Below are 20060 nucleotides of genomic sequence, written 5' to 3'. Positions count from 1 at the left end.
CATGCCGAAGATTCCTCGCCTACTGGTTGTTCAGCGAATCTCGCTGTCGCACGACAGGCTGATGTCGCGCTCCATTGCGGCCCGGTTCGGCCCCTTACTCGGCTACATGGCGAACAACCGGATGCTCGAATGGGAAGAGATCGTCGAAAGCGACGTCACCGTCGGGCAATTGCGTCGTTTCGATGCGGTGCTGTTCAACAAACATAGCTCGAACCGCGCGACGGACGTGATGCGCATGGCCAACGACCTGGGCCTTCGCACCATCTACGATATGGACGACTGGATTATCGACTTGCCGATGTACAGCGTCACCGACCTGAACGACGATCTGCTCGCAAACATTACGTGGCTGATCCGTCAGGCGTCCATTGCGACGGTCTCCAATGAAACACTGCGCAACAAGCTGCGCCGTCTGCGGCCTTCGGTTGTGGTCATTCCGAACGGCTTCGATCATGACTCGCTGCCTTCCGGCCCGTCGAACTGGCACGAGTCCGCGCCGCCCAAGATCCTGTTCTCGAATACGGACGGCATCAAGCTCGTTCAGTTCAGAAAGGAGTTCTTCAGGGTCGTCGTCGACTTTCTGCAACGGCACCCCGAGGTTGTGCTCGAGTTCTGGGGCGACGGCTTTCCGGAAATGTCGCGCATTCCGCGGCTCGTTTCCAAAGGGTTTCTCGAAAATCACGCCTATAAGGCGGCGATTCGGGACGCGGGCTACATGTTTTCGATCGTGCCGCTCGGCGGCCGCGAAGATCCTGACGCGCTCTTCTTTAACAGCTGCAAATCGTGCATCAAGTACATCGACTACGGCAGCCTCGGCATTCCGGGCATCTACTCGCGTTCGCCGGTGTATGAGGAAGCTGTTACGGACGGACAAACCGGACTGCTCGTGAACAATACGCCCGACGAATGGGCAGCAGCCATGGAAAAGCTTTACCAGGACAAGACGTTGCGCGACTCCCTACGAGTCAACGCGCACACCGACACTCGCGAGCGATTCGGCCTGACCGGTCCGGCAAAGACTTTTCTTGAACTCGTGACCGGCGAAAGCCCGGTCTGAACGGACACCACACCATGGATCTCCTATTGATCAGGCACGGCCAGTCGGTCGCGAACGAAAAGGGACTGCTGATCTCGACCGACAAGGACGGGCTCACCGAACTTGGCAAGACCCAGTCGATCAACCTCGCCGCGACGCTCGATCGCTTTGGCTTTGAGCCGTCGCGCTTTTATTGCAGCCCGTGGGCGCGTGCCCGCCAGACCGCCGAATTGCTGTTCGACGCGACCACGCCCATTACCTACGACGCACGGCTAGCCGAAACGCATCCAGGTATTTACGGATCGTGGCTCGAAGCCGATTTCAACCGGACCTTCCCCGACTTCAACGGCAACATCCGCAATCGCTATGAAAACGGCGAATCGCACCTTGACATGGCCGAGCGCGTGCAAGCGTGGGTCGAGTCGGAGGTTCGCCCGCACGTGAGCGAAAGCGGTTTGACGGCGGCGGTCGCGCACGGCGGGCCGATCAGCGTCGTCTTGCAATATCTGCTCGGCGTGCCCATCGAAACGCATTACCCGAGCTTCACGGTGCCGAATGCGTCGTTCACGTATCTGAAGTGGCGCGCGGATCTGAACCGCTACTGCCTGGAACGCGCGGGCCACGTATGAGCAAAACCGTTGCGATATTCGAGCCGATCTACTCGCAGGACCAAACGCTGACCTGTGCGGATTTCCTGCCGTTAGTACGTGCGGACAATGCGCGTCCCGAATGGCGCGAGTTCAAGATCCTGACCGACATGTATCGCAACGGCGAGCATTTGGCGCACGACTATACGGGTCTCTTTTCGCCCAAGTTCTCGCTGAAGTCGAAGATCGCCGGTCGCGCATTTATTGATTTCGTCCAACGCCATGACGGCGCGGATGTCACTTTCATCAATCCATTTCCGCAACTCGCGTATTGGTCTTTCAACGTTTGGATGCAGGGCGAGCACGCACATCCCGGCCTCACCCGTGCGGCTCAGGCGCTTCTGGATGCGAGCGGTGTCGACATTCCGGTTGCCCACACGCCGCGACATGGACCGGCAACACTCGCTTACTGCAACTTCTGGGTCGGCTCGCGCCGCTTCTGGGACGAGTACGTGGGCAAGACGCTGTTGCCGATTGCGGATTTTCTCGAAGGGAATCCGTCGCACGAAGCGGCCGTCGGTGTAATGACCGATACACTGCACACGGACCCAGCGCCATTCTTGCCGTTCATTGTCGAGCGCCTTTTCAGCACCTACATTTCGTTGCATCCGGAGCTGCCGCGCGCGGCTTATACATTCGATGCGAACGCCGTGCGCGACTACTGCATCAACGACTTCGAGAAATTGCTGTTCGACCGCATGCAATCAAAAATCGACCGGGCCGATGCGTCCGGTGCGTTTGAAGCGGCGCTGATCGAGGAGATGGACACCGTGTGCGCGTTGTGGCAAAAACACTTCTTCGATTTCTACGCGACACGGCCACATCCGCATACGGGTCAGCCGGTCCGGATCGATTAGAGGGCGTCCCCGCCGTTGTAGATGCATAACGTTGAACTGCAGCACCAGGACCCGCCACAAGCGGTTAATGACTTCGCTCAAGAAAAATACTAGACCATGCATCCAGCACGAATTCATCCTAACGATGACATGTTTCACGGCTCGACCGAGCATTACGAATCGGTCGGCACCCAGATGGCCGACTTCGTCTCCCAAGCAGCCGCTCTGGCCGGTGCGCAGTCGCCGGTCTGCCTTGAATTGCCGTGCGGTTATGGCCGCGTGACCCGCCACCTCGCGTCCCGCTTCGATCCGCAACGGATACATGTGGCCGACATCATGGTCCCCGCCGTCGAATTCTGCGCCGAGGAGTTCGGCGTCAATGCCTATCCCATTACCGACCCTGTGTACGAGTTCAACAACGTGCCGGACGATTTCTTCGACGTAGCCGCACTCGGCTCGTTGATCACGCATCTTTCCGGCCACAATGCCCGCACGGTGATGAAATACTTCTTGCAGAAGCTCAAGCGCGGCGGGGTCGCCGTCGTCACCACGCATGGCGAGCGTTCGCGCGAGATTCTCGGAAGCGTGGACTGCTATCAGGTCGGCGACGCCGCGCGCACGCATTTGTTGTCGAGCTACGACGCCGGTCAGTACGGCTTCGTCAACTATATGCCCGACCACTCACTGGAGGCCAAGACTGTCGATTACATCGGAGACAGCTACGGCATCGCGCTGATCCCGCATCAATGGGTAACCGATGTCTGCCGCGAAAACAACGTAGAGATACTCGAGTATCGTCGTGGCGGATGGGACAATCATCAGGACGTTTTCTTTATCACCCGCAATTGAGGTATCCTTTGATCGCTGGAGATCCGGAAGGGCCTCGTCCTCGTACTGAGCCGGCACGCATTCGCCGGCCCACAACTACCGACACTACGGCCAACCGCTCATTTATCCGGAAAATATGCTTCATGCAGCACGTGCGCGATGCACGCGCTGCCCTTCATCGTTTGACAGTTGCGACAGGAGCATTGGCCGCCGCCACCGCCGTCTGACGCATGCACGCTGACCCATCTCTTCGCGCTGTGCGCCGCTACCCGCGACGCATATCTCGTGACCCGGGATGCCGTTCGAGTGAGGAGACGACATGACGAAGGAAAGCAATGACCGCGACAAGCTTGCACGAGAGAAACGTCGAATCCGCCTTCTTCGCGGACTCAAGCTGAAGGAGAGCGTAGGCGTCGAAATCGGCCCACTGTGCTGGCCGCTCGTTCGCCGGGCCGACGCCGCGAAGATCATCTACGTCGATCACACCGACACGCCGCACCTGCGTCAGAAGTATCGCGACGATCCGCATGTCGATCCGGACCAGATCGTCAACGTCGATGCAGTGTGGGGCGCAAACACGCTGCACGAAGCCATTGGCGGGCAGTATGTGGACTATGTGGTGGCGTCGCATGTTGTCGAGCACGTACCCGATCTCGTGACGTGGCTGCGCGAACTGGCGGCCGTGCTCAAGCCCACCGGCGAGGTGCGTCTGGCGGTGCCCGACAGGCGCTTCACGTTCGACTACTTCCGGCGCGAAAGCCGTCTGCCCGAGGTGCTGACAAGCTATATCGAACGCGCGCGCGTCCCTCACCCATTCTGTCTGCTCGATCACTGTCTGAACGCCGCCGACATCAGTACCGCACAGGCATGGCGCGGGCGTATCGAACGGGCCTCCGCAAAACGACATCACACGTGGCAAGGGGCGATGCAGCTCGCGCGCGATGCCTTCGAAAACGGCAGATATCACGACGTCCATTGCTGGGTTTTCACGCCACGATCGTTCGCGAAGCTCATCGCCGATTTATGCGACATGGACCTGCTCGACTTTGCATGCGAAGACTTCGCCGACACAATGCACAACGGCATGGAGTTCTCCGTCGTGCTGCGGCGTTCGTGTGACCGGCGATACATCGCGGAAAGCTGGCAACGCATGGCACGCGTGGCCAAAGTCGCGGCGCCCGGTACTGCCTGGTGGCGAACGCGCCGGATATTCGCCGCATTAGGTCCCGGCTGGGACAACGCGCAAGGCAGTTCGCGCGTGTGCGGACAGCCGAGCGATCTCGATCCGGTCGAACCACTCGTGTTCCCGCCAGCATTCAATGCTGCTGACTATCTCGCCGCGAACCCCGACGTGCGCGATGCGGGTGCTGACCCCGTGACTCACTACCGGCATTTCGGGTGGCGCGAAGGACGGCCGTTCCGGCCATTGACGACACCTCACACTGCCCCCGGCGCGATTGCATCTGCAACATGACAGAGCCAAGGGGCGCGGTGAGCCGCCCACTACCGGAAAACATTCCGTTGCAAAAGCGTCGCATTTGTCACGCCAATCGCCCCACACGCGCCCGGATTAGCCAAACGGATCTGCAGTGCATCGACTCGCTCCAGGGTTAGCCAGCGCGGGTACGCATCGATGGGGACGATGAGCACGCCGTCGTCCGCGGTGAACTGCAACTGCCCCGCTCCAGCGGCCCCTTCCTGGCGGACGCCGGACCACGACACCGTGAGCCTCGGCTGGGCACGGCGGTCGAAGCACGCGAAGTCGAATCGCAACAGACCCGCGGCATGACCGGACAATTGCAGCGAGGCGATGTCAAAGCTGATTTGCGGATTACCACCGGCCACCTTGTACTGGCCTGCTTCGGCAATCAGGTCGCGCAATTGAGCCGCCGACGAATCGAGCTTCCCGACCGTCGACATTTTCTTCGCCAGCGACCTGTTGGAGCGCCCCCAGGCGACCGGAATCTCGCCAAGGTCAGGGGCGGAAAATGCCGCGTCGAGCATGGCCATACGGAACTCGCGTGCAGACGATGCATCGAGCACGATCTCGGTTGCAGCGGGATACCCTACTTTCGACGCGTCTAGCGGAACGCCGTCGAGCGAGACCGTGTGCAGCCCGGCATTCACTCCGGTCACCCGGCGCTGCTGGCCGTCAGCAAGGCGTAGCTGCGTGCCGACAGTCAACGCGGAGACAGGCGTGTCGCTATCCAGCAGCAACGCTGCCTCGTTGCGGGAGACACCCCGGTCCCATTTGTCGTCCGTCTGGTTCTTCGCCGTCACGGTCGGGCGCTGGCTCAGCTCGCCGGCAGTTGCCCGCTTGCCGCTGTAGCCGAGAATAACCCCGTCTGCCCAGACCGGTGTGTAATGATCGATCGCGAAACGGTAGAGCACTGGATCTCGCAACGCAAGCCCGCCGCCGTCATAAGCAAGATTGCCGGCCCCGAGCAATGCGACATCCGGCAACTGGGCCGAAAGCTGCTCCACCGCGCGCTGCTGCTGTCGAACCGAGGCCATGTTGTAAGGCGCCGTGACCGCCATTGTCACCGGACGATTCATATAAAACGTCCGGGCATTGCGCGAGGTCAGGTCGAGGTAACCCACCCCCGGCGGCAACGCGCTGTTCAGCAGCGTGTTGAGTTTGACGAGGCTTGCCCATTGATCCTCTTGAACCATCGCCCGACCGATGTTCGGCATACCCACATCCGCGCCATTCTTCATGGGACCGATTGCGATGGAAGGCGCCGCCGCCGTGACGGCCGTGGAAAAGGCGAGCGTGGTGTAATTGAGCGTCGCACTCGCGCCGGCCAGCGCGACGACCAACGCAACCCGGTACGGCGTCTTGATCGCATGCCAGGCGACGAGGGGAATCAGCACTGCCCAGCCGAAGATAGCTGCGAGGCCTGCACGCGACAGGTCGCCGGCATCAATCCGTCCCATTGAATACGGCGTGAGCAGCAGCGTGAACAGCAGAACGACGATGGTCGGCAGCAACGCGGCATCGCCTGCACCCCGGCGCCTGATAATCGCATAGGCCATCAGCAAACAGAAGAACGGAGCGGCGAGCCACGACATGCGCACCGCTTCGAACACGAGCCCGGACTTCGGTCCGTTCGTGTTCCAACTCGCGTCCCAAGGAATGCCGTAAGCGACCTGATTGATAGGCCCGTTTTCCAGTACATAGCGAATCGCGCCGAACAGCATGGGCACGAACGGCGTGGCGATGGCGAGCACGACAAGCGCGATGCAAACGGCTATAAGCGTTCTTAGACCCGCACGCTCACGCCCTCGCCAGATGCGCCATACCGCTTCCAGCGCCAGCAATCCGGAGGCGGCGGCAAGCAGCAGCCCTGCGGGCGGCACGCCCAGCACGACGATGGGCGCGGTGATGAGCCAGGCCGCAAGCCAACGTGCCGGAGTCGCCCTGAGCGAGGCGCTGAACCAGAGGCAAAGAAACGGCGTGAAGAACAGAAACGCACTTCTGCCGCCGATGAAAAACGTCGCGACCAACGCGAGACCCATGCTGCCCGAAAAGCGGAACAGCGCAAGAAACGTCACTAGCGACAGCAAGGTCGAACCAAGCCTGTTCGCGTCCGCGATGCTCGCCGCCGTTCCGTCGTAGAACACCAGAGAAAGCAGCCCCGGAAGGTCGTCTTCCATGAAACCGTGCGGTGCTACGTAGCCGACGTACGGCACGACGCCCTTGACGTAAGACCACCAGCCGAGCAGGTTCTGCCCGAACTCATAGTCGTTCGTGGATAGCGCCGGTCCGATCGTGTTGCCGAACTTGAATGCGACGAGAAGTCCAAATAGCGCCAGCGGCGAGAACAGCACCTTGAAAGACATGCCATCGCTGCGGCAATAGTTGCGGTAACGACGAACTACGTCGACGATGCCCGCGAGCACCAGCGCGACAACTAGTGCCTTGAGCGCCCACGTTGTGGAATATTTGGTCAGCGATCCATCGGGTAAGGCGAGGCGTGCGGGATAGAGCGCCAGATAAAAGAGCGGCAGTCCGAGTTGTCCGGCGAAAAGCGCGCCGGGCAATACGCGCGCGAGCCGCCGAGGATTGACGGCGGTGGTCAGCACAGCGACGAACAGCAGCGCAGCGAGCGCCTGGCTTGCCTTCGCATAGCGGTCCACCTGCATCAAACCGACCATGGAAACAGGCGCCCGGCCCATCACCAGTGCGAGTTCAAGCGGCAGAAGCGCTACGACCAACGCCGCAAAAAGACCGAGCCCCACAATCAGCGGCGATTGTTGACCGTCTTTGCCGCGCTGCAACCACGCATAAACGACGAGAACGATGACCGCCACCGCGGAGATCAGTTGCATCGACCGATCAATCGACGAGCCCGTAACGAGGCCCGCCGCCACGACCACCGACGGCACCGACCACCACAGCAATTGTTCCGATAAATCTTGCGCCCATGCCGCAGAACCGCTCTTGAGCCGCTTCATTTGAGACGAAAGCAGTAAGAGCCCGACGAACAACACGACGATCATCAAAGGCGGCGCGAACAGATCCTGAAACTTCGTCTCCGCCTGCCACGTGATCCGGCCGACAATGAAATCCGAATAGGTCGGTGCCAGCGTCATGCGCAAACCAAGTGCGAGTGCGGCGGCGGCCAACGCGGCCGACGCCACCGCCACACTGAATTTTTCTGTATTCGTTAACTGGTTCGACATTCAATGTCCCGTTCTTTGCCCATCACGCCCACCGGTTCGCAGCCCCTCGGCTCACGAAGGGTTATATGCGCCGAAACAGGCCTTAAACAGCACTTGCAGCACCGAAAGGTTGCCCCGCACGCTGCTGATCTTGGTAGGCACCTCGCCTTTGGGATAACGTCGCGTGGTCGCGAGCTCGACACAACGGTAACCGAGTTTCGGTACGCGGTATGACAGGTAGGCGAGCAATTCGTAGGTGTTGAACACGTCGCGAAACGGCGCGACTCGCGAATCCAGCAGCATTTTGCGGCTGTAGGCGCGAAAGCCTTGCGTCGTGTCTGTCCAGCGAAAGCCGGAGAAAAGACTCAGCATCGGCGCATGAATCAGCCGGATGGCGAGGTCGCGCGACTTGGGCGTGTTCTCCGCGATGCCGCCGGAAAGATAGCGCGACGCCTGAACGAAATCGACGCCGTTCTGCAGCTCATCAATGAAGCGCGGGATAGCGTCGGGATCGTCCTTGTCGTTGCCGTCGATCGTCACGATACCCTCGTAGCCCTTGTCCAGTGCGAATGCATAAGCGCACCGCAACTGCGCGCTCAACTTGCCCGGCCCCGTCTTCAGTAGCAGCGTGCGCACCCCTTTGCTGGCAAGGAAGTCATGTTGGAGCGAGCCATCCGTGCTGCCGCCGTCCACGATAATGACGTCGGCCGCCTCGTGAATGCGAAGCGCCGCCATCCGCTCGAGCAGGTTGCGGATGCGGGCGCCCTCGTTGATCACCGGAATGACCACGCACCAGCGACTGTGTGCTGGCGAATCGAGTTGCACCTTGAATGCGGGAACTTGCCAGCGGGCCCGCGCTTGCTGGGAAATATCGTGTGTCATTGAATCTGCAATCCTTCGATTTCACCCTACGCGGGCAGTAATGAGCGCAACGCCCGCGATGATGAATAGAATCCCCACACCGACGGTCCAGGGAAATGGCTCACGGAAGATAGCCACCGACAGAATGGCTACGCTCGCGATGGCGCCCGCGGTCAGCACCGGCTGCGCAACGTTCAACGGCAGGCGGCTGAGCGCCGCTGCGTAAAGCAGGAAGGCCGCGCCATACAGCGCAAGGCCGAGCCAGAAAGGTCCGTTTTTCAGCGCGCCAATGGGGTCGCTGAGGCTCGGAAAGCGGCGCGGCGGCATCATTGCTATCTTGACAAGCACACTGGCGGACGCGTTGGAAGCGATACCTAAGACAAGGATCAGCCACTTCATGAGGCGGCTCCGCTTTCCGGACGGTAGCAGCGGACCGCTTCGCCGACCGCACGGCGGACCGCATCAATCGCGCCGCCCGACTTCGGCGCCAGCATCTCGATGGACACCACCCGCGCGGGCAGCATCTCGCTCAGCACGCTCGCTATCGCCGCGTGATTCGCGCCGCCCTCGCCAAGCGTGACCAGGTTCGGCTCACTCGCATGCACATGTCCGATCAGATGCGCGTAATCGGTTATCACCTGGCGAGGCTCTTCTTCATTGATCGTGACCGCGCCAGTGTCCAGTTGCATCCTGATCGCAGGATGCGCGACCGCGGACACCACAGTCGCCGTATCGCGGCTGTTAGTCATGAAATTAGCGCCGTAGCACGGCGGATTGGGTTCGAGGCAGACCTGCACGCCGTGTCCAGCCGCAATATCGCCGAGCCTACGGAAGAAGGCAACGGCGATGTCATGGGCGGCGGCGTCGGTGAGGCCGGTGCGGTCACGATTGCGCGGCGAGCCAAATACGAGCCGCGTCGCGCCCAGTTCGCCGCCTATGCGGCAGACTGCCCGCAAATGCTCGAGCATCGCTTCTTGCGATTCGACGGTACCGAACAGGTTCAGCCCGCTGGTGCCGAACAGCAACGACTGCATGCCGGTGATCTCGATTCCGCGATCCGCCCACCACGTGCGAACGCGCTGGATGTCCACCACGTCGGCGGACTTCGGGTCCGGAAAGTATTTGCCCGGCGCGACGTCGATCGCATCGACGTCGTGTTGCTTCAGAATGTCCGCGACCAGTTGATCGTCCGCGACTTCCCATGCAATGTTCGAAATGGCGATTCTCATGCCTGCCCCTGCGATGCGGCGGGCAGCTTGCGCGGTTCGGACTGCGCATACGACCTCACGGCCTGAATCGTCTCGCGCCGGCTGTATTGATACGGCCCCGTGGCGCCGAACAGCTCCGCGTGCCTCGTGCGAAAGTCGTAGCTTGCGGGCTGCGCCTGCGTGGTCTGCTCGAAGCGCTTCCCGAAACCCTGTTCAGCCACCTGGGCGACGCTGACCGGTTCAGCGGTCAGATGCACCAGTTCGAGTCCGGCAGACAGCGCGGTCTGAATATCGGCCCACAGATTCACCATCGGGTAAAACTGGAACGATCCCCGGCTGTCGATGGCGTGGAGGTTGTTATCGTTCAGGAAATCGAAAATGACGTTCTTGCGCAATCCCGGTCCAACCAGTCCAGGAAGACGGACAATCAGATGCCGCGCGAAATGCTGCGCGACGAACTTTTCGAGTAGGCGCCGGTGCAAGCCATAAGCATGCAGCCCCTGCTCGTCCACCGGTGTGCTCTCGTCGACACCAACAGGTTGCCGGAACACGTCCACGGTACTGATCAGCACGAAGGTACCGCAGCGGACGGTGGACAAATGCTCGATCAGCGCTTCTATTTTCGCTCGGTCCGCCTCCGGTTCCGCATTCGCAATCCACTTCTGCGCAGGCGCGCCGGCGCCGACCACGAGATCGAATGATTGGCCGCGAATGTCCGCGATGTTCGTCGAGCAGAAGCGCGCATCGAAATGTTTCTGTTTCAGCAAGGTCGATCCGACAAACCCTGTGTACCCGATCAATGCGTCGTTCATGTGTCTGTTCCCAATGCTGTTGGTGCTTGCGAAGTGGAAACGAAGGTTTCTGCGTCCAGCTTCTCAAGCACGTCGTAGATGTTGTCGATCTTGCCGCCCAGAATCGAATAAAGCCCGTGCGATGCGGGGTCCTGCTCGAACAGGATCGGACGGCCGTCGTCGCCTTCGTTCTTGACCAGAACCGTTTTGACCTCGAAGAGGGACTCGACGTAGCGCGCATCGTGAACCGCGGGAAAATAGCGTTCCACGTCCCGCACCATCCGGTCTACCCGGCTTTGGCGCACGTACTCGCCAAGGCGCGCATACGGGTCCGAGTGGGGCGCGTCCATCCAGCTCGCGTGCGGCGTATAGCGCACATGCGAAAGCGTGTGAAGACCGCGGGCGGGAAACGGCATCATCGAGAAAAACGGGCCGTCCATGACGGTCACGCCGAGTCCACGCAATTGCGGCGCTGTCTCGACCAGCGCCATCTCCGTGATCTCATGCTTCAGCTTCGTCTGGGTGCCGCGAAAGTCGCCTTCGAACTGATTCAGGCCGCTATAGGTGCAATTGAACACATACTTTGCGTGCAGGCTCGAACGGTTTGCGTCGTCGCACTGAAGCACAAAACCTTCGCCACGCCGCTGAATACTTTCGACGCGCCTGCCGAGCCTGATGTCCACACCGAGTTCGCCCAGTTCGTGCCGCGCCCAGGCCGCAAGCTTCGTCGAATCGAAAGCATACTCCTCGACGAGAAAGACCTGCTCGATCAGGCGCGGTTCAAACAGCTCGCGCACCTGCTGGGGCGCCGGCTCGAGGCTTGCGCCGATTTCACGGCAAAAGCGCTCGAACTGCCGCGCGGTGACCTTCGAATTGCGCCGGGCGATCGCGTAGATCTTGGTGAAGTCGCGCTTCACGACCTCCGGAAAATCGCGGACAAAGCGCGGCAGATTCACGCGGCTGCGAAACGCCGTCGTGAAGCTGCGCGGATAGTGATAACCGTTGTGAACGCGCGCCTGATTGTTGTACGACGCCCGCGCGAGCAAGGTAGGCTCGCGCTCGATGAGCGTCACTGTTTTCAAGCCCCGTTGCTTCATCAGGTAAATCGCGATCGCCGTTCCGTAGAAGCCACCGCCGATCACTACGGCATCTTGCATGAGCCAATCCTCCCCGTCCGTTCAGGAGGAATGCATCGAGTCGTTCATCTGCGCGCCCTGCGGGCCTGGCAACCTGACGTCTTCGATATTCAGCTTCTGCCGGCGTGTCATGACGCTGCTCGTGAATTCCTGCGCGACATGATAGAGCGGGCCCTCGTTGCTCAGGCGCGCCATTTGCAGGATGTACTCACCCAGCACCAGCAACACCAGCGAGATCAGGAAGAACATGCCGGACTGTTGCAACGACAACGTCACCCAACCAGGCGCCACGTTGGACTTCAGAAGACCGATGGCAATCACGTAAATCGAATAGACCAGGTTCGACACTGCGCCGAATAGCGACAGCGCCGTGACGAGGCGCATCGGCGCCTTTGTCGTCGACACGAGAAGGCGGATGCCGCGATCGATGCTATGCGACAGGCGTTTGGCCTGCCGCGCCTTGGGCGGTGCGCTGTAGCTCAGATTGGCACGCGCAAAACCGCCAGTTGCAGGTAAATAGCGGTAGGTCAGCGCGGGCATGGGGTGCTGCAGCATGAAGTTGATGACGCGCTTGCTGAGCAACCGGTATTGCGGAGCGTCTTTCGCCAGATGCACGCCGTTAGACCACTTGTATAGCGCGTTAAACGCACCAAGGCAGGTTCGGTATGCCCAGCTTTGCGCCGCCTTCTGCTGGTTCGCGGCAAACACGACGTCGGCGCCGCTCGCCGCTTTGTCGAGCATGGTGGGCAGGAAGCGGATGTCGTCCATCAATGGGTCGACCACGGCGACGAAATCGCCAAGCGCGTTTTCGAGGCCCACCCACGACGCAGTGTCGGAGTCGACTTCCTTCGTGAGCGCATACACTTGCAGATTCGGCAAACCCTGTTCGCTCGCAAGCCGCTTGAGGACCGAGACGCTGTCGTCATCGGACGCGTTGTCCACCACGATAAGCTCGTAATCGCTGACAAGATCGGCCATGACGACCGCAGCGTCCTTCAGGATGACTTCGAGATCCCGAGCCTGATTGCGAACGACGAATACAACGGACAAGAACACCGGGAAAAACACCACCTGCCCCCTTGGGAAAGACTTAGCCTACGCGAAACCACTCTGTCTATCCGGCGCACAGCCCCCAAATATCCAGATGGCAAGGTTCGACTAATGATTGCCCCGCTTCCAGCGACTCGTCACAGGTCGCTTGCACTCAGGAACAGCTTCAAACGCCGGGAATGCGATCAGGTCCGGCCTTCTCTCTACTCGATGCTTGCACAGGCTCGACAACTCGTTTCTGAAACCCTGCCAGGTCGCGGAAAATGCGCCAACTATGCCGTTACAAGCTATTTCTGGCAAGTTGTTTCATTTGCAGGATAGCGCTCGGAGCCAGGAAAGGAGCGGCCGTTCACTCCAATACCTCTTCGTAAAGCCCGCGATAGGCATTGCCCAATGCCGGCCCCGAGAACAGCCTCTCATACCGCTCGCGCGCCGCCGTGCCCATCTTGCGGGCAAGCGCCTCGTCGCGCACCAGTTCATTCACCGCAGCCGCAAACTGCACGGGCGCCTCCGGCGGCACCACGAAGCCCGTCACGCCGTGCTCATTCACATAGGACGTGCCCGAGCCCATCTCGCAGCAGACCATCGGCTTGCCGAACATTTCCGCTTCGACAAGCACCATGCCGAACGCCTCCGAGCGCAAGTGCGACGGCATCACCAACGCGCGGCAGCCGCTCAGCAATGCGACCTTCTCTTCGTGCGACACCTGCCCGGCGAATACCACATTGTGCGCGCCGACTTCGCGTGCAAGCGCAGTTAGCCGCTCCATCTCCGGTCCCGACCCGGCAATGACGATCTTCGACGCGATAGACGACGCCGCCTCGACCAACGTATGCAGTCCCTTGTAATACCGCAGGACGCCGAGCGCGAGCACATAAGGCTCGTCCCCGAGTTGCAGGCGGGCGAGGCAGTGCGGCGAGAAACGGCCGAGGACAGGATCATCGCGGTAATCGATGATGCCAAGCGGGATAGCCTTGAGGCGCCGTTCGTCCACGACGCTTGTCAGAACAGGGCTGCTGCGCGCGTAGACGGCAGAGGTGGCCACCACCGCCGACATCGAGCGCAACGTCGAACGCATCAACGGTCCGTACACGTAACCCAGCGCGCGCTGACGCACCACGTCGGAGTGGTACGTCATCACGGCGGGTTTTTTGACGCGGCCCAACAGATGCAGCACGTCCGCAAACGGCCACGGGAAGTGAAAATGCAGAATGTCGGCCGATTCGGCCTCCGCCCGGTATTGCCGCAGCGATTCGAGCCCACCCAGATCGCAGGAAGCCGGCGCCGCCCACGAGCGCGAACGCGTCACGACGCCCTCGGCAAACCGCACTTCGCGCGGCACCGGATTCGGCGACAGCGTGAAGATGCGTGGATCTACGCCGCAAGCGCGCGTGGATAGGCTGATCTGACGGATAGCTTCCTGGAGTCCGCCTGGCGGGTCGGGAAAATAGGTGCGGTAGATATGCAGGACTTTCATGCGGTGGTCACTCACGCGACGGCGTCGAGCGACGCGGGCCGGCCGTCGCCCGCCGCATGCCCCGCAAACGTGATCGCGAGCATCTTGTCGAGCCTGCGCTCCCAAGTATTCTCGCCGACGGCCGCGGCGGCCTCGTCGGCAGAGAGCTTGCCGCGCGCCAACTGTTTTTCGATCGCGGTAATAAAGGCATTTGCGTCGCCGCCCACTTCGAGACCGGCACGCGGCTCTTTCGCGAAGTCGAGCGGCGTGGACACAACGGGCAGCCCCGCGGCCAGGTATTCGTAGAACTTCATGGGGAACATCGACCGGGTGTACTCGTTGAGCAAGGTCGGCAGGACGCCAACGCGCATGCCGCGCAAATACTGCGGCAGCGACTGATAGCTTCGATAGCCGAGCAGGTGCACATTCGGCAAGCGTGCGAGCTGCGCGAGCAGTTCGCTGCGCTGACCTTCCCGCTCCTCGCCGATAATCACCCATTGCCATTGCGGACGCGCCCGCGCGGTCTGCATGAGAAGCGGAAAGTCGACCTTGAAGTCGGACAGCACGCCGTGATATACGAGCCGGGGCTCGGGAATCGCAGCGAGTTCCGCTGGTATCGGGCCATCCGCGCGCGCTTCGCCGAAATGCGCGTCGTCGACCACGTTGCCGAAGAAGTGCGTGTTCCGGTTGAACGGCAGGCACACTTCCTTTAACGACATAGCCGTCGTGAACACTGCCTCGCACTGACCGAGCAGCGCCTGCTGCGCGCTGCGAAACGCGTTGACGTCAACGCCGGGGATCGCTGCGATATCGTCCACGCAGTGATAGACAAGCGGTCCGCGCGGCAGCGTCGAGATCGAGTCGAGCATGTACGGATGATACGTCCACACGACTGGGTCTTTGTAGCGATGCCCTTTGGCAAAGCGCGCCACCGAAAAGCGCAGCAGCGCCTGATTGAGCGAACGCACGAATGGCAGATGGTGCCCGGCCGGCACCATCAGCGGCGAAAGCACCCAGATGTTCGCCGCGCGCCGCGGCGGGCCGAGCACAAGCGACTGCACGCCGCGCCACAGGCGCCGCCACAGACGCGCCCAGTCGCGGCCGCTGCCGACCTTCGGCGAACGGAAACCGACACTCTCCACATAGAGAACCCGCCAGCCGCGCGCGGCAAGAATGCTCGCTGTGTGCTGCTTGTTGGTCCAATACGGTTCGTCCCAGTCCGCGGTCGAAAACAGCACACAGTCACGCGCGGCTGACATCCCATTCTTGCCGTCAACCAATGAACACCTCGACAGGCCGGCCCAACAGGCTTTCGACAATGCGGCGCGCGGCCAGCCCGTCGCCATAAGGGTTTGCGCGGTTGTGCAGCGCCGCGCGACGCGCGGGGTTGTCGAGCCAACCCGCCACCGCGTTTTCTATGTTTGCCGGCGCCTGACCCGCCAGCGTCGCAAAGCCGGCGTCGACGCCTTCACGGCGCTCCGTGTGATTGCGCATCACCACGACAGGCACGCCAAAGGTCGGCGCCTCTTCCTGGATGCCGCCCGAATCGCTGACCACAACCGCGCTGCGGCTGATCAGATAGAGGCTCGTCGGATAGTCGACGGGTTCGATCAGCGCGAGATTCGCAATGCCGTCCAGTTCGCGATGCACGGGGCCGCGCACGGCCGGATTCAGATGCACCGGAAACACCCAGCGGTAGCCGCTGTAGCGCTGGCACAAGTCGCGCAGCACGCGGCAAATGTCTTGCAACACGTCACCGAAATTTTCCCGCCGATGGCAGGTGACGAGAACGTGCTGGTCTTCGGCACCATGCCATTCGGGCAGCGGATTTTGCGGCGGCGTCGTGCTCCAGCTTTGGCGGACCGCGTCAATCGCGTCGACAACCGTATTGCCTGTCACGACGATCTTTTCTGCGGCGATGCCCTCTGCGAGCAGGTGCTGGCGCGCGAGCCCGGTGGGCGCGAAATGCAGGGTCGCGATGCGGCCAATCAGACTGCGGTTCGCTTCCTCTGGAAACGGGCTCGTCAGGTCGCCGGTGCGCAGGCCCGCTTCGACGTGACCGACCGCAATCCCGCGGTGAAAAGCCGCGAGGCCGGCGCAAAATGCGGTGGTCGTGTCGCCCTGCACGATCACCCAGTCGGGGCGCACTTCGTCGAGCGCGCGGTCGAGCGCCGCGACGAGGCGCGAGGACAACGCGTTGAGCGATTGTCCCGCGCTCATCGTATCCAGCGTAACGTCGGGTTCGATGCCGAAGAACGCAAGCGCTTGCGCAGCCATATCCTTGTGTTGGCCGCTCGCGCACACCACCGTGTCGACCTGCTCGCGCAACGCGCGTACGACGGGCGCGAGCTTGATGACCTCGGGCCGCGTGCCCATCACCACCATGACTTTCATTGCAATGGGTTCCCTGCCTGGACCGGCACATGCGCGCCACGATATTCGACGCCGAGCGTCAAGGCTGCGGCGGCTCTTGCCGGCGCCGCCTCGAGGTTGCCCGGCGTCAGAACGCGAAATTTGCCGGCAGCTCCGGCAACCTGGGCAAGCGACCTGAATCTGACAAAATCGAGCGCCGCTTCTTCATGCAGAAAGAGGGGCTTTTGCGCCCTGCTTCTGATGTATGCAATGAACTTTTCGTGAGCGTCGACACGCTGCGCCTCGTCCGTCCAGCCATACGTATAACGTTCGGAGAACGGATGGTCGAGATAGCCGAACAGCGTATTGGTTGCATACGCGTAGTCGAAAGCCTGCTTGAAGACCGTGAGCGGATCGCTGCTCTGTAACAAGCAATCGCCGTGCAGCATGCACTGCTGGCTGTGCGCGACGAAGCCCGCGGGCATGCCGGCAAGTGCGCCGCCGCGAGCGGCCAGGAACTCAGGATCGTTGCGGATGATTCCACCAATGCAGCCTTCGTAACCGGCGTCCGCGAGACCCCGCATAGCATAGGACGGCGACTGATGAAACGGCGAGACGGCATAGCGCACGGGCACGCCCGTCGCTGCTTCCAGCACCGCCGCCGACTGCATGCCTTCAGCGACTGCGTTGTCGTAAGTGCCTCCCCAGTTCGGCGCATGCGTCGCCGTATGCGAGAGCACCGCACCTTGTGTCCTGTCGGCGAGAAGCTCCCGCAGAATGGCATGGTGCTCCGGGCGGTTCAGATTTTGCGTGTGAACCGCGAGCGTGAAGGGCACGCCAAGACGTTGATACGCCTGCCACAGCGGACGCGCCGATTCGACGCCCTCGTCGCAGTCGAGGCGCGACGTAATTGCCGCGTCGTAACCCCAAGGCAATTCGCTCAGCACCGGCTGACAGGGCAGCATATCCTGCGCCCGATAACTCGATAGAAAATTCTCGACGAGGCGCCACTCGAACGAATCGCACGGGCCGACGGGACGGTTGAACCACAAGACGCTCGACGCATCCGCATCGGAGAGCGCGCTGTACGAGAACTGCCTTTCGCCGCCAACGAATACAGCCGCCAGTTCGGCCTGCGCGGGTACCTGCACTGGCTTGCCGACTGCCCAGATCGAGCCGTCGCCACGAATCGCGCCGAAGCCCAGATTGTTCCACTCGTCGGCGAAATCGAAACGCTCGAACGGACGATGCCACGCATCGCCCCCGAGCATCTGCGCCAGTGCACCGTAACGCACGGCCGCGGCGCTTTCGCGGGCTTCGCCCGAGGGCGCCGGTTCGCTGCGGCTTGCAGTGGTGAGATCGGCTTGCCGATCAGCACTTCGATAGCCGAGATAATCGGCAAGCGCGATCGGCATGTTGCCGAACACCACGAGCTTGCGGGGCCGCGCCCGCAGCCACGCGATAAGGTCGGCGCTCCAGCCGTCGGGGGTATCGACGGCAACCACGATATCGGGCGCCATCCCGTCGCGCAGCAGACTGCGCGAGATGGGCTGCAGCTGGCTCCCGCTGACCGAGCGCTGCACCGCGGCGAGCACATGGTGGCCGGCTTGTGCCGACGCATTGGACCAAAGAATGCCGATCATGCAGTCACCACGTGACGGAACTTGGCCCGGCTGCCGACGCGCACGAAGTCGTCGTGACCGACATAGGCGATCGTGAAGGCGTCCTGCCAGAAATGCCGCAGCCTGGCAGTGGTGTCTTCCGCATTGGCATGCGGCTCCAGCACGATTCGCAGTGTGGGCGGCGAGGTGCGAAGATCGATCTGGAACTCCTGAATGCCGCCGACGCGATGATCGAGCATGTCCTGGATGTGGTGCGTGGGATGGGCGACTCCGTTGATGGGCACGACGTCGTGAATTCGCCCGACCACATCGGTCAAAAAGAAGCCCTTCTCCGTTTCCTGCACGCGCGCGTTGTCGCCCGTCGCGTAGCGGATGAGCGGCATCAGCTTGTTGCGAAAGCCCGTAAATACGAGTTCGTGCGTGCCGTCCGGATTTCCTTCGAGCACGCGGCTTTCCGGCCATCCTTCGGACTCGAGTATCTGGAAACCGCCTTCATGACCGTCGAGCTCATAAGCCATCACGCCAAGTTCAGCGAGGCCGTAACGGTCGATCACGCGGCAACGCAGCGCCGAAGCAATCATGTCGCGCGCATGCGGCTCGAGAAGCTCGCCGCTCGACTCGAACACCTGAAACGCCTTGCCGCCGCCATATTTGCGCTGCACGTAACAGGCGAGTGCGTACATAGTGGAAGGATGCGAATGCGCGAGGTAAGGCTTGCGGCGCTTCAACGTGCGCCACATCTCTTCGAGGCCCTGATCGTCGATGCGGTCGAAGAAAATGTTGCTGCGGTTCATCGCGAAGCACTTGAAGTCTTCGCGCGACGGCCATTGCGGAATCGCCTGATCCGGAAAACGGCACGCGAAGTGAAGCTCCGAGCGATGGCGCAGTTTGCCGATACGCTCGCGGCAATAATTGGTGACCGCCGACGAGTAGTCCGCGCCTTCCTGATCGTAGTAGATCGTGGTCGACAAACCGGTCGAGCCGCCGGTCTTGCATGCGTGATGCTGGCCTGCTTCGAGCGGCCCGGACAACAGACGCGCCCCCTGCTCGCGGATGATGTCCTTCGTCAGGTACGGAAGCTCTTCCAGATAGCGCGGGTCCTGTTTGACCTTGGCGGGCTCGAACTGCCTCGCCTTGAACAGGTCCTGGTAATACGGCACTTTCGCGCCGGCAAATTCGAGCATGCCCGCGAGACGCTCCAGCGCGATGCGCCGGCGATGCGGCATGGGCAGCCTGTAATGCTCACGCAACTCCTGTATCTTGGGGCGCACACTACGCTTTTCGCGGCTCTCCGCAATCGGGTAGGCGATGTAGCCGCCGGCAAAACCCTTCAGCGTGCGAAACGGCTGACGCACGAACAGGGATTCGGAATAACGCAGGAATGGATGATTAGCTCGCATGACTTCGAACCTCGTTGCGCCTCTCTTGCGCCTGACTGCTGTCACCGTATGTGCCGCGAAAGTTTTCGCGGCGCTCACGCAGCGTGATTTGTATTGAGCGCGAAGCTTTGCCTGGAATGGAAACACGCGCGAGCACAGTACGACCCGCGCGCATCCAGCGTTCATCGACACA

General features: G+C 61.6%; 17 protein-coding genes. 5 read left to right on the top strand and 12 right to left on the bottom strand.

The window, feature by feature from the left end; all coding sequences use genetic code 11:
- Position 1 precedes the first annotated feature (1 nt).
- The 5 genes from F757_RS0102925 to F757_RS32885 all read left to right on the top strand — a co-directional run bounded on the left by F757_RS0102925 (position 2) and on the right by F757_RS32885 (position 4821).
- Positions 2-1057, top strand: a complete 1056-nt coding sequence (locus tag F757_RS0102925) for a glycosyltransferase (protein ID WP_027210090.1) — start codon at positions 2-4, stop codon at positions 1055-1057.
- Positions 1058-1071: 14 nt separating this feature from the next.
- Positions 1072-1665, top strand: coding sequence for a histidine phosphatase family protein (locus F757_RS0102920; protein WP_027210089.1), 594 nt, complete (start codon positions 1072-1074; stop codon positions 1663-1665).
- Positions 1662-2540 (top strand): hypothetical protein, encoded by an 879-nt coding sequence (locus F757_RS0102915; RefSeq protein WP_027210088.1) that lies wholly within the window; start codon positions 1662-1664, stop codon positions 2538-2540. Before F757_RS0102920 ends, F757_RS0102915 begins: the two co-directional genes overlap by 4 nt.
- 174 nt (positions 2541-2714) lie before the next feature.
- Positions 2715-3368 (top strand): class I SAM-dependent methyltransferase, encoded by a 654-nt coding sequence (locus F757_RS0102910; protein WP_232221341.1) that lies wholly within the window; start codon positions 2715-2717, stop codon positions 3366-3368.
- Between the two features lie 298 nt (positions 3369-3666).
- Complete coding sequence (locus F757_RS32885) at positions 3667-4821, top strand: class I SAM-dependent methyltransferase (RefSeq protein ID WP_051376653.1); 1155 nt, start codon at positions 3667-3669, stop codon at positions 4819-4821.
- A 29-nt stretch (positions 4822-4850) separates the two neighbouring features.
- Here the strand turns inward: F757_RS32885 and F757_RS0102900 are convergent, their stop codons facing one another.
- The 12 genes from F757_RS0102900 to F757_RS0102845 form a co-directional block, all read right to left on the bottom strand.
- Positions 4851-8033: a hypothetical protein gene (locus F757_RS0102900; protein WP_027210086.1), complete on the bottom strand. Its 3183-nt coding sequence runs from the start codon at positions 8031-8033 to the stop codon at positions 4851-4853.
- Positions 8034-8084: 51 nt separating this feature from the next.
- Positions 8085-8894 (bottom strand): glycosyltransferase family 2 protein, encoded by an 810-nt coding sequence (locus F757_RS0102895; protein WP_027210085.1) that lies wholly within the window; start codon positions 8892-8894, stop codon positions 8085-8087.
- A 21-nt stretch (positions 8895-8915) separates the two neighbouring features.
- Positions 8916-9272, bottom strand: a complete 357-nt coding sequence (locus tag F757_RS0102890; protein WP_027210084.1) for a multidrug transporter — start codon at positions 9270-9272, stop codon at positions 8916-8918.
- Positions 9269-10102 (bottom strand): sugar phosphate isomerase/epimerase family protein, encoded by an 834-nt coding sequence (locus tag F757_RS0102885; RefSeq protein ID WP_027210083.1) that lies wholly within the window; start codon positions 10100-10102, stop codon positions 9269-9271. Before F757_RS0102885 ends, F757_RS0102890 begins: the two co-directional genes overlap by 4 nt.
- Positions 10099-10893 carry an NAD(P)-dependent oxidoreductase gene (locus tag F757_RS0102880; RefSeq protein WP_027210082.1) on the bottom strand — a complete coding sequence of 265 codons (795 nt, stop codon included), beginning with the start codon at positions 10891-10893 and terminating at the stop codon, positions 10099-10101. The genes F757_RS0102885 and F757_RS0102880 overlap by 4 nt, the downstream gene beginning before the upstream one ends.
- The gene (locus F757_RS32880) at positions 10890-12029 is read right to left on the bottom strand and encodes an NAD(P)/FAD-dependent oxidoreductase (protein WP_035466145.1); all 1140 of its coding nucleotides are present in this window, start codon (positions 12027-12029) and stop codon (positions 10890-10892) included. Before F757_RS32880 ends, F757_RS0102880 begins: the two co-directional genes overlap by 4 nt.
- Positions 12030-12050: 21 nt before the next feature.
- Positions 12051-13064: a glycosyltransferase gene (locus F757_RS0102870; protein WP_232221340.1), complete on the bottom strand. Its 1014-nt coding sequence runs from the start codon at positions 13062-13064 to the stop codon at positions 12051-12053.
- Between the two features lie 343 nt (positions 13065-13407).
- Entirely contained in the window at positions 13408-14535 is a 1128-nt protein-coding gene (locus tag F757_RS0102865) for a glycosyltransferase (protein ID WP_027210080.1), read from the bottom strand.
- An 11-nt stretch (positions 14536-14546) separates the two neighbouring features.
- Complete coding sequence (locus F757_RS0102860) at positions 14547-15794, bottom strand: glycosyltransferase (RefSeq protein ID WP_027210079.1); 1248 nt, start codon at positions 15792-15794, stop codon at positions 14547-14549.
- Positions 15787-16908, bottom strand: coding sequence for a non-hydrolyzing UDP-N-acetylglucosamine 2-epimerase (gene wecB / locus F757_RS0102855; RefSeq protein WP_027210078.1), 1122 nt, complete (start codon positions 16906-16908; stop codon positions 15787-15789). Before wecB ends, F757_RS0102860 begins: the two co-directional genes overlap by 8 nt.
- On the bottom strand, positions 16905-18509 hold the full coding sequence (locus F757_RS0102850; RefSeq protein WP_027210077.1) for a polysaccharide deacetylase: 1605 nt from the start codon (positions 18507-18509) through the stop codon (positions 16905-16907). Before F757_RS0102850 ends, wecB begins: the two co-directional genes overlap by 4 nt.
- A complete protein-coding gene (locus F757_RS0102845; protein WP_027210076.1) occupies positions 18506-19888 on the bottom strand; it encodes a phenylacetate--CoA ligase family protein in 1383 nt (460 codons plus the stop codon). Before F757_RS0102845 ends, F757_RS0102850 begins: the two co-directional genes overlap by 4 nt.
- Positions 19889-20060: the final 172 nt, after the last annotated feature.

Source organism: Burkholderia sp. WSM2232 (genome assembly GCF_000472545.1).
GTDB lineage: Bacteria > Pseudomonadota > Gammaproteobacteria > Burkholderiales > Burkholderiaceae > Paraburkholderia.
This window is presented reverse-complemented; position numbering and strand designations above follow the sequence as displayed.

Excerpts from the sequence above, each read along its gene's own strand:
- F757_RS0102925 (WP_027210090.1), top strand. The coding sequence starts at position 2 with ATGCCGAAGATTCCTCGCCTACTGGTTGTTCAGCGAATCTCGCTGTCG.
- F757_RS0102920 (WP_027210089.1), top strand. The coding sequence starts at position 1,072 with ATGGATCTCCTATTGATCAGGCACGGCCAGTCGGTCGCGAACGAAAAG.
- F757_RS0102915 (WP_027210088.1), top strand. The coding sequence starts at position 1,662 with ATGAGCAAAACCGTTGCGATATTCGAGCCGATCTACTCGCAGGACCAA.
- F757_RS0102910 (WP_232221341.1), top strand. The coding sequence starts at position 2,715 with ATGGCCGACTTCGTCTCCCAAGCAGCCGCTCTGGCCGGTGCGCAGTCG.
- F757_RS32885 (WP_051376653.1), top strand. The coding sequence starts at position 3,667 with ATGACGAAGGAAAGCAATGACCGCGACAAGCTTGCACGAGAGAAACGT.
- F757_RS0102900 (WP_027210086.1), bottom strand. The coding sequence starts at position 8,033 with ATGTCGAACCAGTTAACGAATACAGAAAAATTCAGTGTGGCGGTGGCG.
- F757_RS0102895 (WP_027210085.1), bottom strand. The coding sequence starts at position 8,894 with ATGACACACGATATTTCCCAGCAAGCGCGGGCCCGCTGGCAAGTTCCC.
- F757_RS0102890 (WP_027210084.1), bottom strand. The coding sequence starts at position 9,272 with ATGAAGTGGCTGATCCTTGTCTTAGGTATCGCTTCCAACGCGTCCGCC.
- F757_RS0102885 (WP_027210083.1), bottom strand. The coding sequence starts at position 10,102 with ATGAGAATCGCCATTTCGAACATTGCATGGGAAGTCGCGGACGATCAA.
- F757_RS0102880 (WP_027210082.1), bottom strand. The coding sequence starts at position 10,893 with ATGAACGACGCATTGATCGGGTACACAGGGTTTGTCGGATCGACCTTG.
- F757_RS32880 (WP_035466145.1), bottom strand. The coding sequence starts at position 12,029 with ATGCAAGATGCCGTAGTGATCGGCGGTGGCTTCTACGGAACGGCGATC.
- F757_RS0102865 (WP_027210080.1), bottom strand. The coding sequence starts at position 14,535 with ATGAAAGTCCTGCATATCTACCGCACCTATTTTCCCGACCCGCCAGGC.
- wecB (WP_027210078.1), bottom strand. The coding sequence starts at position 16,908 with ATGAAAGTCATGGTGGTGATGGGCACGCGGCCCGAGGTCATCAAGCTC.
- F757_RS0102850 (WP_027210077.1), bottom strand. The coding sequence starts at position 18,509 with ATGATCGGCATTCTTTGGTCCAATGCGTCGGCACAAGCCGGCCACCAT.
- F757_RS0102845 (WP_027210076.1), bottom strand. The coding sequence starts at position 19,888 with ATGCGAGCTAATCATCCATTCCTGCGTTATTCCGAATCCCTGTTCGTG.